We start from the raw sequence: 13,772 nt of genomic DNA, 5'->3' as shown, positions 1-13,772 counted from the left end.
CGCATGCGCGTGCATCAGGAGCCCTGCGTCGCGCCCTGCCAGACCGCGAACACACCGCCGACGACCGCCAGTACGAGCAGCAGGATCCAGACGGCGAGCGCGATGAGGTTCAGGAAGATCCCCCAGCCCGCGCGACCACGGGCGAGCGGTTCCCGGCTGCGCGACGCGACGCCCAGGCACAGCCCGACTATCGGCGCGACGAACGTCCAACCGGCGAGCAGCGAGCAGATCCCGAGGACGAGGCTCGCGGTGCCGAGACCGGTGCGGGGGGACTCCGTGTACGTGACCATGCACCCGACGCTACGGAACCACTCGTGGCGTGTCGTCCCTCCAGGGCGTGATCCGGGTCCACCTGCCGACGGATGGTCACCGGACGCCGGTATCGTCGGAGCATGGCCTTGTTCGGACGACGCAACCACGACGTGCGCGATCGACCCATCAGCCAGGTCGAACTGAAGCGGGCCGTCGACGAGGGGTTCCTCATCGCGAAGGCCGCGGTCACGATCGCGGTCGGCAACCGGATCATCACCAACGCGCTGCGCGACCAGGGGTACTTCGACCACGCACTGATCGCCGAGGCCGCGCGCGAGGAGCTCCACCGCATGGCCGAGGAGCAGCGGGGCGACGCCGCGCGCATGCGGGAGATCCGGTCGACGTCGAGCAAGTCGAAGGGCCGTTCACGGCACCAGCACGACTACCGCCGGGGTGACGACCTCAAGCTGCGCACGCGCGAGGCGACGTACGAGCAACTCGCGACGATGCTCGACAAGCGCCGCGACGACCAGCACTTCGTCGACGGCATCGTGCTCGCTGCCCGCGCCCGAGCCTGGGACGACATCGGCACCACGGTGGTCGGGCGCCTCGGCTGGGCCCAGCGTCCGGCCGACGACTACGAGATCGGGCGCGACGACCGTCTGCAGCAGATGCTCGACGAGGACTTCGCGACGTTGCTGGCCGAGCACCCCGTGGGCTCGACCCCGGTCGACGCCGACGAACCCGACGACGCCGACGGCGACGAGGACGGCTCCGACCCGGCAGACCCCGACGTCGCACGCCCCTGACCGGGACCACGCGCAGACACGAGTCCCTAGGCTCGGACCATGGTTGATGCGGTGGTCGTCGGGGCCGGACCGAACGGACTCGCGGCGGCGGTGACGCTCGCCCGTGCGGGCCTGTCCGTCGAGGTGGTCGAACGGAACGACACGATCGGCGGTGGTGCCCGCACAGCCGAGCTCACCCTGCCGGGGTTCCTGCACGACGTCTGCTCGGCCGTGCACCCGATGGCCCTGCAGTCCGAGTTCTTCCGGCTGTTCCGGATGGAGGAGCGCATCGAGCTCCGTCTGCCCGAGGTGCAGTACGGGCACCCGCTCGACGGGGGTCGCGCGGGCATCGCGTACCAGGACCTCGAGCGGACGGCCGCCGAGCTCGGTGTGGACGGCCCGGCCTTCCGGAACCTGATGGGCCCGCTCGCCCGCGCTGCCGACCAGGTCGCCGACTTCGCCACCGACGCCCTCCTGCACGTGCCGCGGCACCCGCTCACGGTGCTGCGGTTCGGCCTGCGCGCACTCGAGCAGGGCAGCAGCGCCTGGAACGCCCGCTTCCGGCAGGACGCCGCCCCGGCGATGGTGTCCGGCGTCGCCGCGCACTCCATCCAGCACATGCCCTCGCTGTCGACGGCCGCCGCGGCGCTGTCGCTCGGCGCCTACGCGCACGCGCGCGGCTGGCCCGTGCCGATCGGCGGCAGCCAGGCGATCGTCGACGCGCTCGCCGACGACCTCGTCGCGCACGGCGGACGGATCGTCACCGGGCACGAGGTCCGGTCGCTCGGTGACCTCACCCCGGCGAAGACGGTGCTCTTCGACACGAGTGTCCCCGGCATGCTGCGGATCGCCGGCTCGCAGATCCCCACGCCGAAGCGCGGTGCGCTCCGCCGGTTCCGGTTCGGCAACGCGGCCGCGAAGGTCGACTTCGCGCTGTCCGATCCGGTGCCGTGGACGAACGAGGCGCTGCGCCGGGCCGGCACGGTGCACATCGGCGGGACACGAGCCGAGATCGCGGCGGCGGAGGGCTCGGTCGCGCACGGCCAGCACGCCGAACGGCCGTACGTGCTCGGTTCCGAGCCGACCGTCGTCGACCCGACCCGGGCGCCGAAGGGCAAGCACGTCTTCTGGGCCTACGCGCACGTGCCGGCGGGGTCCGACGTCGACCAGACCGAGGCGATCACGCGCCAGGTCGAACGGTTCGCACCGGGGTTCCGCGACACGATCCTGCACACGTCGAGCCGGACGGCCGCGCACATGTCGGACCACAACCCGAACTACGTCGGCGGCGACATCGCCGCCGGTGCCGCGAGCTTCTGGCAGCTCGTGAAGCGCCCGGTGCTGTCCAGCGACCCGTGGCGGATGGGCGGCGGCATGTACCTGTGCTCCGAGTCGTCCGCGCCCGGCCCCGGCGTGCACGGCATGGCCGGTTGGCGTGCCGCGAAGAGCGCGCTCCGGCACACCTTCGGGCTGCCCGACGACGTCGACCTCACCCCGGAAGGCTGATCACCATGGCGAAGAACGTCCGCATCCTCCACTGCGCTCCCGAGGACGTCTTCGACGTGCTCGGCGACGGCTGGCTCTACACGACCTGGGTGGTCGGCGCCTCGCGCATGCGGAAGCAGGAGGCCGGTTGGCCGCAGGTCGGCACGCACCTGCACCACTCCTTCGGTGCCTGGCCGCTCGTCATCGACGACGTCACGACCTCGTTGGTGTGGGATCCTCCGCACCGCATGGTGATCCAGCCGAAGGGGTGGCCGATCGGCGAGGCCCGCGTGGAGCTGACCGTGGAGCCGCACCGCAAGGGCTGCAAGGTGACGATCGTCGAGAACGCCGTCGCCGGTCCGGGCGCCTGGGTCCCCGACTTCCTCATGCAGCCGCTCATCTGGGTCCGGAACCACGAGACGCTGCGCCGCCTCGGGTGGGTGGCCGTCGGACGCGCGACGAACGCCTGAGACGTTCCCACAAAGGCGGACGGGAGGCGCGGTGCCAGCTGGCCCCGTGCCTCCCGTCCGCCCTGTGGGCGCGTCGACTACTCGGCGCGCGAGAACTCGCTGGCGCGCGCCACCTGGTCGTCCGTCAGGGCGACACCCGTGTACCGCTCGAACTGGCGCGCCGCCTGCAGCGCGATGACCTCGGCGCCGGTGATGACGTGCTTGCCGGCATCCCGACCCGCACGGACCAGCGGGGTCTCCGACGGGAACGCGACCACGTCGAAGACCGTGTGGGCCGCCTCGATCCGGTCCTGTGCGAAGGCGAGCGCGTCCTGCTGGTCGCCTCGCATGCCGAGCGGCGTGACGTTGACCACCAGGTCGGACTCCCCCGCCTCGCGCTCCTCGGCGACCCACTCGTAGCCGTACTGCGACGCGAGCGCCGTACCGGTCTGCTCGTTGCGGGCGACGACCGTCAGGCGGTCGAAGCCGGCGCCGCGGAACGCCGCGGTCACGGCCTTCGCCATGCCGCCGGAGCCGCGGAGCAGCACTCGGGACGCGGTGTCGACGTCGTGCGACCCGAGCAGCGCGGCGATCGCCTCGTAGTCGGTGTTCGACGCGGTGAGCACGCCGTCGTCGTTCACGACCGTGTTCACCGACTGGATGGCGGCGGCGGACTCCTCGACGTGGTCGACGAGCGGGATGATCGCCTCCTTGAAGGGCATCGACACCGAGCAGCCGCGGATGCCGAGGGCGCGGATGCCGGCCACGGCGCCGGGCAGGTCGGTCGTGGTGAACGCCTTGTACAGGAAGTTGAGCCCGAGTTCGTCGTACAGGAAGTTGTGGAACCGGGTGCCGATGTTGCTCGGCCGGGCCGCGAGCGACATGCAGACCTGCATGTCCTTGTTGAGGATGGGCATGGGGCCAGTCTCCCACCGTCGTGCCGATGGAGCGGTCCACGCGGACCGTTCGTCGTGCTCGGGGTACCGTCGGACGCGATGACTGAGATCCCGGAGACCATGCGCGCCGTCCGCTTCGACGAGTGGGGTGACCGCTCCGTGCTGCACGTCGCCGAGGTCCCCGTCCCCGAGGCCACTGCCGGTCGGGTGCTCGTGCGCGTCCGCGCCGCCGGCATCAACCCGGGCGAGTCGGCGATCCGCCAGGGGCTGCTCGACGGCGGGTCCTCCGACGCGCTGCCGTCCGGTCAGGGCACCGACTTCGCCGGCATCGTCGTGGCCGTCGGCGAGGGCGTCGACGGCGTCGACGAGGGCGAAGAGGTCCTCGGGTGGTCGTGGGACCGCGCGAGCCAGGCCGAGTACGTCTCGGTGCCGGCCGAACAGGTCGTGCAGAAGCCCCGGCTGCTCGACTGGACCGTCGCTGGCGGGCTCGACATCGTCGCCACGACCGCTGCCGCAGCCGTCCGTGCCGTCGACCCCCGACCCGGCGAGACCGTCGTCGTGTCCGGTGCCGCCGGTGGTGTCGGCGGGTTCGTCACGCAGCTGCTGACGAACGAGGGCATCGACGTGATCGCGATCGCGTCCGAGGCGAACCACGAGTGGCTCCGGTCGAAGCGTGCACGGCCCGTCGCGTACGGCGAGGGCCTGCAGGAGCGCATCACCGAGCTCGCCACCAACGGCATCGACGCCGTCATCGACACGTACGGTCCTGAGTACGTGCACCTGGGGATCGCCCTGGGCGTGCCGGTCGACCGCATCGAGACGATCATCGCGTTCGAGGCTGCCGCCGAGGTCGGTGCGAAGGCCTCCGGCAGTGCGGACACCGCCGACCCGGAGATCCTCGGCGCCCTCGCGATGCAGGTGGCGAACGGCGAGGTCGAGGTGCCGATCGCGGCGACCTTCCCGCTCGACCGGGTGCAGGACGCCTACGAGCAGCTGGAGCAGCGGCACACCCGCGGGAAGATCGTGCTGATCCCCTGACGGGTGTCGGGCCTTCGGGGTCGTTCGGGGGTTGTCCCCACCGTTCTCCGGGGTACTGCCCGGATGCCCTTGCTCGTCGCCGGTGCGTAGCGTCGACCCCATGAGCACACTCTCCCGTCCCCGCAACGGCCGCATCCTCGCCGGTGTCTGCGCCGGCCTCGCCGATCGCTTCGGCCTGTCCCGCACCCTCGTCCGCATCGGCTGGGTGATCCTGAGCCTGTTCCCCGGGCCGCTGTGGATCGCCTACGTCGTCCTCTGGTTCGTGGTGCCGGCCGAGGGCAACACCCGCCGCTGATCCCCGGTCCGTCCGTGCCCGGGGGCCGAGTCTCGCGGTGAGCGACAGTTCTCGCGCTCGTGAGTCCGTGATCTGTCGCTCAGCCCGAGACTCGGCACGGCCAGCTGAGCCCGGTCCGTCCGGACGGGTTAGTGTGGCGGCGTGCCGGTCTCCGTCTTCGATCTGTTCAGCGTGGGTGTCGGTCCCTCGAGCTCGCACACCGTCGGGCCGATGCGGGCCGGCGCCGAGTTCGCGTCCCTGGTCGCCGGGCTGCCCGTCGCCTCCGTCGCCGTCGACCTGTACGGCTCACTGGCGTCGACGGGACAGGGCCACGGCACCCTCGGCGCCGTGGTCGCCGGCCTGATGGGGTCCCACCCCGAGACCGTCGACCCGGACGCGATGTCCGCGGCGCTCGACACCCTCGAACGCGACGGCCTGCTCCGGCTCGACGGTGGGGCGACCGTGCCGTTCCGGCTCGCCGACATCGTGCTGCACCCCCTGACCATGCTGCCCCGGCACCCGAACGCCATGCGGCTGCGAGCCCGTGACGGAGCCGGTGCCGACCTGGCCGACGAGACGTACTACTCGATCGGCGGCGGCTTCATCGCTCGCGACGGCGACGGCGACGGCGACGGCGACGGCGAGGACGGCGGTGCCGTGGACGACGGTGCCGTGGTCGCGGGGGCGGCGATCCCGGTCGACGACCGCGTGCCGTACCCGTTCTCGAGCGGCGCCGAGCTGCTGGCCGCCTGCGCTGCCTCCGGTCTGCCGATCAGCGGAGTGGCGCTCGCCAACGAGTCGGTCACCCGGACCGACGCCGACGTCCGCTCCGGGCTGCTCGACATCCATGCCGTCATGGACTCGTGCGTCGACCGCTCCGTCCGCCGTGACGGATGCCTGCCCGGCGGGCTCGACGTCCGGCGTCGTGCAGCCACGTGGCACGAGCAGCTCACCCGCGAGGACCCCGACCACGACCCGCTGTTCGCCATGGAGTGGGTGAACCTCGTCGCCATGGCGGTGAACGAGGAGAACGCCACCGGCGGCCGGGTCGTCACCGCACCCACCAACGGCGCCGCCGGCATCATCCCCGCGGTGCTGTACTACGCGCTCACCTACGTCCCCGCGATCACCGCTGCCGACCGCGACGACGCCGTCGTGCGGTTCCTGCTCACAGCAGGCGCCGTCGGGTCGATCTACAAGGAGCGCGCATCGATCTCCGGTGCCGAGGTCGGGTGCCAGGGCGAGGTCGGCTCGGCCGCGTCGATGGCGGCCGCTGGACTCGCCGAGGTCCTCGGGGGCACCCCGGAACAGGTCGAGAACGCCGCGGAGATCGCGATGGAGCACAACCTCGGGCTCACCTGCGACCCGATCGGTGGCCTGGTGCAGATCCCGTGCATCGAGCGGAACGCGATCGCGGCGAACAAGGCGATCAACGCCGCACGGATGGCCCTGCGTGGCGACGGCGTGCACCACGTGTCGCTCGACCAGGTCGTCGAGACGATGCGGCAGACCGGGGCGGACATGTCGACGAAGTACAAGGAGACCGCGATGGGCGGGCTCGCGGTGAACGTCCCGCTCTGCTGAGCACTGCGGTTGCCCGGGCGGCGACCGCTCAGCCGTGCAGGAGCGTCAGCAGCCGGGCGGTCTCGGTGGAGATCGCTTCGCGCCCGGCCGACACGTACTTCCGGGGGTCGACCAGGTCGGGCCGCTCGTCGAGCACGGTGCGCAGGGCACGCGTGAACAGGCCGTTCAGGTGCGTCGAGATGTTGATCTTCGTCATGCCGGCCTGCACCGCGCCGCGCAGCTCGTCGTCGGACAGCCCCGACGAACCGTGCAGGACCAGCGGGACCGGCACCGCGGACCGCAGACGTTCCACCAGGTCGCGGTCGACCGAGGCTTCGCGGGTCTGCATCGCGTGCGAGGTCCCGACGGCGACGGCCAGGGCGTCCACCCCGGTGTCGGCCACGAACGCGGCGGCATCGGTGGGGTCGGTGCGGACACCCGGAGCGTGCACGCCGTCCTTGCCGCCCACCTCGCCGAGCTCGGCCTCGATGGCGACGCCGGCGGCGTGACACCGGACCGCGAGGTCAAGGGTGGCGGCGACGTTCGCCGCGAAGTCCAGGTGCGAGCCGTCGTACATGACGGAGTCGACGCCCAGGTCGATGCCGGCGGCGACGAGGTCCGGGTCCTCGATGTGGTCGAGGTGGACCAGGACGTCGACGTCGGCGGCCCGGGCGATCGCCTGGGTCGCGGTCGTGATCGGTGCGAGACCGCCGTGGTACCGGACGCAGTTCTCGCTGATCTGCAGGATGACGGGCAGTCCGGCCCGCTCGGCCCCGGTGACGATGGCCTCGGCGTGCTCGAGCAGCACGACGTTGAACGCGCCCACGCCGCGGTGTGCCGTGCGGGCGGTGTCGAGCAGGCCCGTCAGGGCGAGGTCGGTGATCATGCTGGGGTCCTCGTTCGGTCGGGGTGGGTCAGGAAGCGGTGGACGTCGGCGGGGTCGACCTCGCCGGCCACCGGGCGCAGGACGGCGGCGGCGCCGTGGGCGGCGGCGGACCGGAGCGCTCGGAGCAGGGTGTCGTCGGTGAACGGGGCACCGGTGCCCTGCTGGTGACCCGAGCGGACCAGGGCACCGACCAGACCGGCGGTCGCTGCGTCGCCCGCCCCGGTCGGGTTGCCCGAGACGCCGGGCACCGCTGGGACCTCGAGCACGTGGTCCGTGGTGTGGGCGGCGATGCCGTGCGCACCGCGGGAGACCACGACGACGCCCGCACCGCGTTCCAGCAGCCGGAGGGCGGCGGTGCGTTCGTCCGCGGCGCCCGTGGCCTCGAGCAGCTCTTCGCGGTTGGGCTTGCAGACGATGGCACCGGCGCTCGCCGCCGCCAGCAGTGCGGCACCGGAGCAGTCCACGACGCTCAGGACGCCGTGCTCGTGGGCCGTGGCGACCCAGCGCGCGACGACGTCGGGTGCGGCACCGCCGGGCAGCGAACCGGACACCACGAGGCCGGTGGCGTCGGCGCGGCCGAGCAGTCCGTCGACCGCTGCGGCGACGGCGTCCCACTCGGTGCCGGTGAGCACCGGGCCGGGCTCACCGAACATCGTCGGGTGGGCGACGTCGTCGACCACGGTGACGGTCGTGCGGGTCGTGCCGGACACCACGACGTCGGTGTGGCCGAGGCCGAGGTCGTCGAGCGCGTCCGACACCCAGCGGCCGGGCGTCTCCCCGAGGGGCAGGACGGCGTGCGTCGCGACACCCGTCGCCGCCAGGACCCGACCGACGTTCAGGCCCTTGCCACCCGGGTGCCGTGCGACGTCGAGGACCCGCTGGGTCTCGCCGATGCGCTGTTCGGCGACCCGGTACGTGACGTCGACGGCCGGGTTCGGGGTGACGACGACGATCACGAGACCACCGCCGTCCGCAGGGGGTTCCGCACCGCACCGGTGTCGGGGTCGAGCACGAGGAGATCGGCGGGTGCGCCGACCGTGAGCGGCGCCGGCCGACCGAGCAGCCGAGCCGCACGTGTGGCAGAGGCGGCGACGACCTCGGGCACCGCGACCCCGCTCGTCAGCAGCCCACGGACCGCGTCGGCGACGGTGATCGTGCTGCCCGCCAACGACGACCCGTCGGCGAGCATCGCGACACCGCCGCGGACCGAGACCGCGGACCCGGCGATGGTGTGGTCGCCGTCGGGGCAGCCCGTCGCCGACATCGCATCGGACACGAGCACCAGGCGGCCCGGTGCACTCCGCTGGACGAGCCCGATCGTGGTCGGGTCGAGGTGGTGTCCGTCGACGATGCACTCGAGCAGGACGCGGTCGTCGGTCAGGGCGACCCCGACCGGCCCCGGCGTGCGGTGGTGCAGCGGTGGCATGCCGTTGAACAGGTGCGTGACGAGCGTGGCACCGGCGTCGATCGCGCGGCGGGTCTGCTCGGCGGTGGCGTCGGTGTGCCCGATCGCCACGACGACCCCGGCGGCGACGAACCGCGCCACGGTGTCGAGGGCGCCGGGGAGCTCGGGGGCGAGTGTCACGACCCGCAGCGCGCCGTCGGCGGCCGCCAGGTACGCGTCGACCTCGAGCGGGTCCGGCGCGTGGAGCAGGTCCACCCGGTGGGCTCCGCGGCGGGCCGGGGACAACCACGGCCCTTCGAGGTGCAGGCCCGCCAGCGTGCCGTCCGAGGTGAGCGGTCGCAGGCGCGCGAGGGCTGCGACGGTGTCGTCGGGACGCCCGGTCGCGATCGAGGCGACGAGGGTCGTGGTCCCCCGTGACCGGTGGTGCGCGGCCGCCGCTCGGGCGTCCGCTGCGGAACACGTCGCGAAGTCGTGGCCGAGTGCGCCGTGGGCGTGCAGGTCGACGAAGCCCGGCACGACGGTGCCCTCGACGGTGACCGCGGAGTCCGCGCGCGGCGGTGTGCCGGCACCGACCGCGAGCACGGTGGCGTCGTCGCCGAGGACGAGCCACCCGTCGTGCAGGTCGTGGGCGGCGGTCACGATGCGTGGCGCGCGGACGAGCGTGGTCACAGCAGCACCCCGCTCTCGAGCAGCCGCCGTGCGAGCAGACCTGCGCCGATGGCTCCGGCGGCGTCGCCGTGGGCGGCCGGCAGGATCTCCGGGGCGCGGACCCCGACGAGCCGCTCGGCCACCGCCGTGCGGAGCGGCCCGAACAGCAGCGGGCCGGACTCGGCGAGTCCCCCGCCGACGATGACGGTGTGGCAGCCGGCGACCGCGGTCGTCCAGGCGAGGGCGTCCGCGAGCACGGCGACGCAGTCGTCCCAGACGGCGGTCGCCACGGGGTCGCCGTCGCGCACCCGGAGCATGGCTGCGTGCGCCGATGCCGACCCGGAGCGGCGTGCGACTCCCCCGGCCGATGCGATCTCCTCGACCCGGCGCCCAGCGTGCGGTCCGGACGGGATCAGCACCTGGCCGATCTCCCCCGCCCATCCGCCCCCGGACACGACCTGGCCGTCGACGACCAGCGCGCTGGCCAGGCCGGTGCCGACGGGTACGAACGCGACCGATCCGCGGGACAGCGCCGGGTCACCGGTGTGGGTCTCGGCGAGGGCGCCGGCACGGACGTCGTGGCCGAAGGCGATCGGGACGTCGACACCGCGTCGGACGAGCTCGGCCCGCACGAGGTCGCGGACCGGCACGTCCCGCCAGCCGAGGTTCACCGCGAGGACGACGGTGCCGAGGGCTTCGTCGACGACACCCGGGGTGACGAGCCCGACGGCGTCGAGCCGACCGTGGTCAAGTGCCCGCACTGCCAGGTCGGCGACGGCCACCGCCAGTCGGAGCCCCCACGGATCGTCGCGCGGCGTCGGGACCCGGGTCTCGTCCAGGACGAGTCCGTCGGCGTCGGTCAGCCGGGCCTTGGTGCCCGTGCCGCCGACGTCGACCCCGAGCACCGTGCCTGCGCCCGCCATCAGGTGAGGATGACCGACCGCGTCAGCGAGCGGGGGTTGTCCGGGTCCAGCCCACGACCCTCGGCCAGGGCGACGGCGAACCGGTGCACGACGACGAGGCCGGCGATCGGGTCGAGGTCGTGCTGCACGAAGCGCGCACCGGTGGCGGCGACCTCGTCGGCCAGCCCCTGCGGTGCGGCACCGAGCGACCAGACGAGCCGGCCGGGCTGCGCGATGGCGATCGGCCCGTGCCGGTAGTCCATCGCCGGGTAGGACTCGGCCCAGAACTGCGCGGCCTCCCGCGTCTTGAGTGCGGCCTCGAACGTCAGGCCGACGGCGGCACCGCGGCCCACGAAGGAGACCTGCTCGGCGTCGAGCAGGTCGTCGATCGGCAGGGTCAGCGCGATCTCGGCCTGGGCGGCGAGGGCCTCGACGTCGTCGCCGATCGACGCGCGCAGCAGGGCGAGCGCCGTGGTGGCGAACCGCGTCTGCACGACGGAGCGCTCGTCGGCGAAGGGCAGTGCGACCACGTCGTCGGCGACGGCCGCGGCGGGACTGTCCGCGACGGCCGTGATCAGGACGGTGCGCTGCGACGGCAGGGCCTGCAGCAGGTCGACGATCTCGGTCGTGGTGCCCGAGCGGCTGATGGTGAGCACACGGTCGTACTCGCGCGATGCGGGGTACTCGGAGCCGGCGAAGGCGTCGGTGACCCCGAGGCCTGCCTGCTCACGGGCGACGGCGTAGCTCATCGCGATGAACCAGCTCGTGCCGCAGCCGATCACGGCGACGCGTTCACCGGGCTGGGGGAGCGCGTCCGAGAAGGTCGGCAGGAGTGCTGCGGCGGCGCGCCAGGTCTCCGGCTGGGAGGCCAGTTCGGCGCTCACGAAGGTGTCGGTCATGGGAGCCTTCCGGTCCGGTTCGATCCGGGTGATCGATGATCAGGAAGCGTAGCGAGCGATCGTGCGCGATGGAAGACAAAAGCGTCAATTCCGATCACCGAGCAGTCGCGATGGCACCGTAGGATGGCCGTCATGACCCCCCAACAGCGGCTGAACGCCCTGCTCGAACTGGTGAGCGAACGCGGCAACGTGTCGATCGCCGAGATCGGCGAGCTGCTGGGGATCTCGGCCGCCACGGCCCGACGCGACCTCACGACGCTCGCCGACCAGCGGCTCGTCACGCGCACGCACGGCGGAGCAGCGGCGCTCGGGGCCGGCTACGAACTGCCCCTGCAGTACAAGATCGCGCGCCAGGCCGAGGCGAAGACCGCCATCGCCCGTGCCGCCGCGCGACTGGTGCAGCCGGGCGAGACCGTCGGGCTGAACGGCGGGACCACCACGACCGAGGTCGCGCGAGAACTCGGCAAGAGCGAGCGGTTCATCCGCGCCGACGGCGAGTTCGGGATCACCATCGTGACGAACGCGCTCAACGTCGGGTACGAGCTGTCCGTCCGCGCCAACGTCAAGATCGTGGTGACGGGCGGGGTGGCGCGGCGGCAGTCGTACGAGCTCGTCGGCCCGCTCGTCCGCGACACCCTCGACGAGTTCGCGCTCGACCTCGTGGTCCTCGGGGTGGACGGGCTCACCGGGCAGTACGGCGCCACGACCATGCACGAGGGCGAGGCCGAGGTCAGCCGGCACTTCGCCTCGGTCGGCCGACGGGTCATCGTGGTCGCCGACTCGACCAAGATCGAGCGTTCGACGTTCGCCAGGATCTGCCCGTTGGACCGCATCGACGTCCTGGTCACCGACCAGCCCGTCCCACCGGCCTTCGCAGCCGACCTCGCCAGCGCCGGCGTGGAGCTCGTCGTCGCCGACTGAGCCGACGGACGAGCGCCCGGATCCCGGGCGCGACGTTTCGATCGTGTAAAACCCTCCCGTCGTGGACCCATGAGCGATCCGTGAGCGCCTATTGTGCATTCATGATCGATTCGGCATCATGAGCGTCACAATCACGCAAGGGAGCGAGATAAGCATGGGCGTTGACAACGGGATCCTCCGCGTCGCGGTGATCGGGATGGGCCAGCGGTCCGCCATCGCACGGCACGTCGCCGAGGCGGTCGCCGCGGACCCGGCCCTGCGGGCGCAGGTCGTCGCCGTGGCGGACGTCACCGCAGCGGGCCGCGAGCGCGGGCGGGCCGAGTACCCCGATGCGCTGGTGGTCGAGCACCACCGGGACCTCACCGGCCAGGTCGACGCTGCGATCGTGACCACGCCGGACTGGACGCACGCCGAGATCGCGATCGACCTGCTCCGCGCGGGCATCGCCGTCTACCTCGAGAAGCCCCTCGCCATCACGGTCGAGGATGCCGACGCGGTGCTCAACACCGCCGCCGCGACGGGCACCCCGCTCTACGTCGGCCACAACTTCCGCCACGCGGCCGTCGTCCGCCTGATGCGCGAGATCGTCGACCGCGGCGAGATCGGCGAGGTCAAGGCCGTCTGGTGCCGCCACTTCGTCGGCAACGGCGGGGACTACTACTTCAAGGACTGGCACGCCGACCGCGCGAACGTCAACTCCCTGCTCCTGCAGAAGGCCAGCCACGACCTGGACGTCATCCACGCACTCGGCGGCGGGGACACCAGCCGCGTCGTGGGCATGGGGTCGCTGTCGGTCTACGGCGACGTCACCGACCGACGGGACCGCAGCGGCGAGCTGATGGGGGACTGGTTCTCCCACGACAACTGGCCGCCGCTCGCCCAGACCGGGCTGAACCCGGTCGTCGACGTCGAGGACGTCTCGATGGTGATGATGACGCTCGACAACGGCGTGCAGGCCAGCTACGAGCAGTGCCACTTCACCCCGGACTACTGGCGGAACTACACGGTCATCGGCACCGAGGGCCGCCTCGAGAACATCGGCGACACCGGCGGTGGCGTCGTGAAGGTCTGGACGCACCGTCGTGGCTGGGACACCGCGGGGGACCGCGAGTACCCGATCGACGGCGTCGAGGACGGTCACGCCGATGCCGACCTGATCACCATGACCGAGTTCCTGCGGTCCGTCGCCCTCGGCGAACCGACGGAGCTGTCCCCGATCGCGGCGCGCGCCGCGGTCGCCGCCGGTGCCCTGGCGACCCGTTCGCTGCGCACCGGTTCCGTCCCCATCGACGTCCCGCCGCTGCCGGCCGAGACGATCGCGCACTTCAGCCGGCCCGCCACTCCCTCCACACGACCCGCTCCGCAC

15 protein-coding genes are annotated in these 13,772 nt (G+C 72.6%); 8 read left to right on the top strand and 7 right to left on the bottom strand.

Annotated features, from left to right (window positions below; translation table 11 throughout):
• Window positions 1-14 precede the first annotated feature (14 nt).
• Window positions 15-290 (bottom strand): hypothetical protein, encoded by a 276-nt coding sequence (locus tag GVL05_RS06785; protein ID WP_123339397.1) that lies wholly within the window; start codon window positions 288-290, stop codon window positions 15-17.
• Between the two features lie 102 nt (window positions 291-392).
• Here GVL05_RS06785 and GVL05_RS06780 point away from each other — a divergent pair, with 102 nt between their 5' ends.
• Genes GVL05_RS06780 through GVL05_RS06770 form a run of 3 tightly spaced genes read left to right on the top strand, consistent with a single transcriptional unit; the run spans window position 393 to window position 2,995 of the window.
• Window positions 393-1,061: a hypothetical protein gene (locus GVL05_RS06780; protein ID WP_111083572.1), complete on the top strand. Its 669-nt coding sequence runs from the start codon at window positions 393-395 to the stop codon at window positions 1,059-1,061.
• A gap of 39 nt (window positions 1,062-1,100) precedes the next feature.
• On the top strand, window positions 1,101-2,546 hold the full coding sequence (locus tag GVL05_RS06775; RefSeq protein WP_159572440.1) for an NAD(P)/FAD-dependent oxidoreductase: 1,446 nt from the start codon (window positions 1,101-1,103) through the stop codon (window positions 2,544-2,546).
• 5 nt (window positions 2,547-2,551) lie between these two features.
• On the top strand, window positions 2,552-2,995 hold the full coding sequence (locus GVL05_RS06770) for an SRPBCC family protein (protein WP_123293024.1): 444 nt from the start codon (window positions 2,552-2,554) through the stop codon (window positions 2,993-2,995).
• Window positions 2,996-3,072: 77 nt separating this feature from the next.
• Here GVL05_RS06770 and GVL05_RS06765 read toward each other — a convergent pair whose 3' ends face one another.
• Complete coding sequence (locus GVL05_RS06765; RefSeq protein WP_159572439.1) at window positions 3,073-3,891, bottom strand: shikimate 5-dehydrogenase; 819 nt, start codon at window positions 3,889-3,891, stop codon at window positions 3,073-3,075.
• Between the two features lie 78 nt (window positions 3,892-3,969).
• Here GVL05_RS06765 and GVL05_RS06760 point away from each other — a divergent pair, with 78 nt between their 5' ends.
• From GVL05_RS06760 to GVL05_RS06750, 3 genes are all read left to right on the top strand, one after another.
• Entirely contained in the window at window positions 3,970-4,908 is a 939-nt protein-coding gene (locus GVL05_RS06760) for an NADP-dependent oxidoreductase (protein ID WP_235035886.1), read from the top strand.
• Window positions 4,909-5,008: 100 nt separating this feature from the next.
• A complete protein-coding gene (locus GVL05_RS06755) occupies window positions 5,009-5,203 on the top strand; it encodes a PspC domain-containing protein (protein WP_111083567.1) in 195 nt (64 codons plus the stop codon).
• Between the two features lie 141 nt (window positions 5,204-5,344).
• On the top strand, window positions 5,345-6,766 hold the full coding sequence (locus tag GVL05_RS06750; protein WP_159572437.1) for an L-serine ammonia-lyase: 1,422 nt from the start codon (window positions 5,345-5,347) through the stop codon (window positions 6,764-6,766).
• A gap of 28 nt (window positions 6,767-6,794) precedes the next feature.
• Here the strand turns inward: GVL05_RS06750 and GVL05_RS06745 are convergent, their stop codons facing one another.
• Genes GVL05_RS06745 through GVL05_RS06725 form a run of 5 tightly spaced genes read right to left on the bottom strand, consistent with a single transcriptional unit; the run spans window position 6,795 to window position 11,485 of the window.
• A complete protein-coding gene (locus tag GVL05_RS06745; RefSeq protein ID WP_123937035.1) occupies window positions 6,795-7,631 on the bottom strand; it encodes a class II fructose-bisphosphate aldolase in 837 nt (278 codons plus the stop codon).
• Window positions 7,628-8,587 (bottom strand): 1-phosphofructokinase family hexose kinase, encoded by a 960-nt coding sequence (locus GVL05_RS06740; protein WP_131845885.1) that lies wholly within the window; start codon window positions 8,585-8,587, stop codon window positions 7,628-7,630. Before GVL05_RS06740 ends, GVL05_RS06745 begins: the two co-directional genes overlap by 4 nt.
• The gene (gene nagA / locus GVL05_RS06735) at window positions 8,584-9,705 is read right to left on the bottom strand and encodes an N-acetylglucosamine-6-phosphate deacetylase (RefSeq protein WP_159572435.1); all 1,122 of its coding nucleotides are present in this window, start codon (window positions 9,703-9,705) and stop codon (window positions 8,584-8,586) included. The genes GVL05_RS06740 and nagA overlap by 4 nt, the downstream gene beginning before the upstream one ends.
• Window positions 9,702-10,607, bottom strand: coding sequence for an ROK family protein (locus GVL05_RS06730; RefSeq protein WP_159572433.1), 906 nt, complete (start codon window positions 10,605-10,607; stop codon window positions 9,702-9,704). Before GVL05_RS06730 ends, nagA begins: the two co-directional genes overlap by 4 nt.
• Window positions 10,607-11,485 carry an SIS domain-containing protein gene (locus GVL05_RS06725; RefSeq protein WP_123293030.1) on the bottom strand — a complete coding sequence of 293 codons (879 nt, stop codon included), beginning with the start codon at window positions 11,483-11,485 and terminating at the stop codon, window positions 10,607-10,609. The genes GVL05_RS06730 and GVL05_RS06725 overlap by 1 nt, the downstream gene beginning before the upstream one ends.
• A gap of 132 nt (window positions 11,486-11,617) precedes the next feature.
• Between GVL05_RS06725 and GVL05_RS06720 the strand changes: the two genes are divergently transcribed.
• Together GVL05_RS06720 and GVL05_RS06715 are read left to right on the top strand one after the other, a co-directional pair.
• The gene (locus GVL05_RS06720) at window positions 11,618-12,406 is read left to right on the top strand and encodes a DeoR/GlpR family DNA-binding transcription regulator (protein WP_165901013.1); all 789 of its coding nucleotides are present in this window, start codon (window positions 11,618-11,620) and stop codon (window positions 12,404-12,406) included.
• Between the two features lie 154 nt (window positions 12,407-12,560).
• The coding region (locus GVL05_RS06715) for a Gfo/Idh/MocA family protein (RefSeq protein ID WP_200849172.1) at window positions 12,561-13,772 on the top strand (1,212 nt) is incomplete at its 3' end.

Origin of the sequence: Curtobacterium sp. 18060 (assembly GCF_902706105.1) — a bacterium.
GTDB lineage: Bacteria > Actinomycetota > Actinomycetes > Actinomycetales > Microbacteriaceae > Curtobacterium.
The sequence above is the reverse complement of the archived record's forward strand: the minus strand, read 5'-3'. Positions and strand labels throughout refer to the sequence as shown.

Bases quoted from the DNA above. Each gene is read 5' to 3' on its own strand.
- GVL05_RS06730 (WP_159572433.1), bottom strand. From the start codon at position 10,607: ATGGCGGGCGCAGGCACGGTGCTCGGGGTCGACGTCGGCGGCACGGGC.
- GVL05_RS06720 (WP_165901013.1), top strand. From the start codon at position 11,618: ATGACCCCCCAACAGCGGCTGAACGCCCTGCTCGAACTGGTGAGCGAA.
- GVL05_RS06745 (WP_123937035.1), bottom strand. From the start codon at position 7,631: ATGATCACCGACCTCGCCCTGACGGGCCTGCTCGACACCGCCCGCACG.
- GVL05_RS06725 (WP_123293030.1), bottom strand. From the start codon at position 11,485: ATGACCGACACCTTCGTGAGCGCCGAACTGGCCTCCCAGCCGGAGACC.
- GVL05_RS06755 (WP_111083567.1), top strand. From the start codon at position 5,009: ATGAGCACACTCTCCCGTCCCCGCAACGGCCGCATCCTCGCCGGTGTC.
- GVL05_RS06760 (WP_235035886.1), top strand. From the start codon at position 3,970: ATGACTGAGATCCCGGAGACCATGCGCGCCGTCCGCTTCGACGAGTGG.
- GVL05_RS06765 (WP_159572439.1), bottom strand. From the start codon at position 3,891: ATGCCCATCCTCAACAAGGACATGCAGGTCTGCATGTCGCTCGCGGCC.
- GVL05_RS06770 (WP_123293024.1), top strand. From the start codon at position 2,552: ATGGCGAAGAACGTCCGCATCCTCCACTGCGCTCCCGAGGACGTCTTC.
- GVL05_RS06785 (WP_123339397.1), bottom strand. From the start codon at position 290: ATGGTCACGTACACGGAGTCCCCCCGCACCGGTCTCGGCACCGCGAGC.
- GVL05_RS06780 (WP_111083572.1), top strand. From the start codon at position 393: ATGGCCTTGTTCGGACGACGCAACCACGACGTGCGCGATCGACCCATC.
- GVL05_RS06775 (WP_159572440.1), top strand. From the start codon at position 1,101: ATGGTTGATGCGGTGGTCGTCGGGGCCGGACCGAACGGACTCGCGGCG.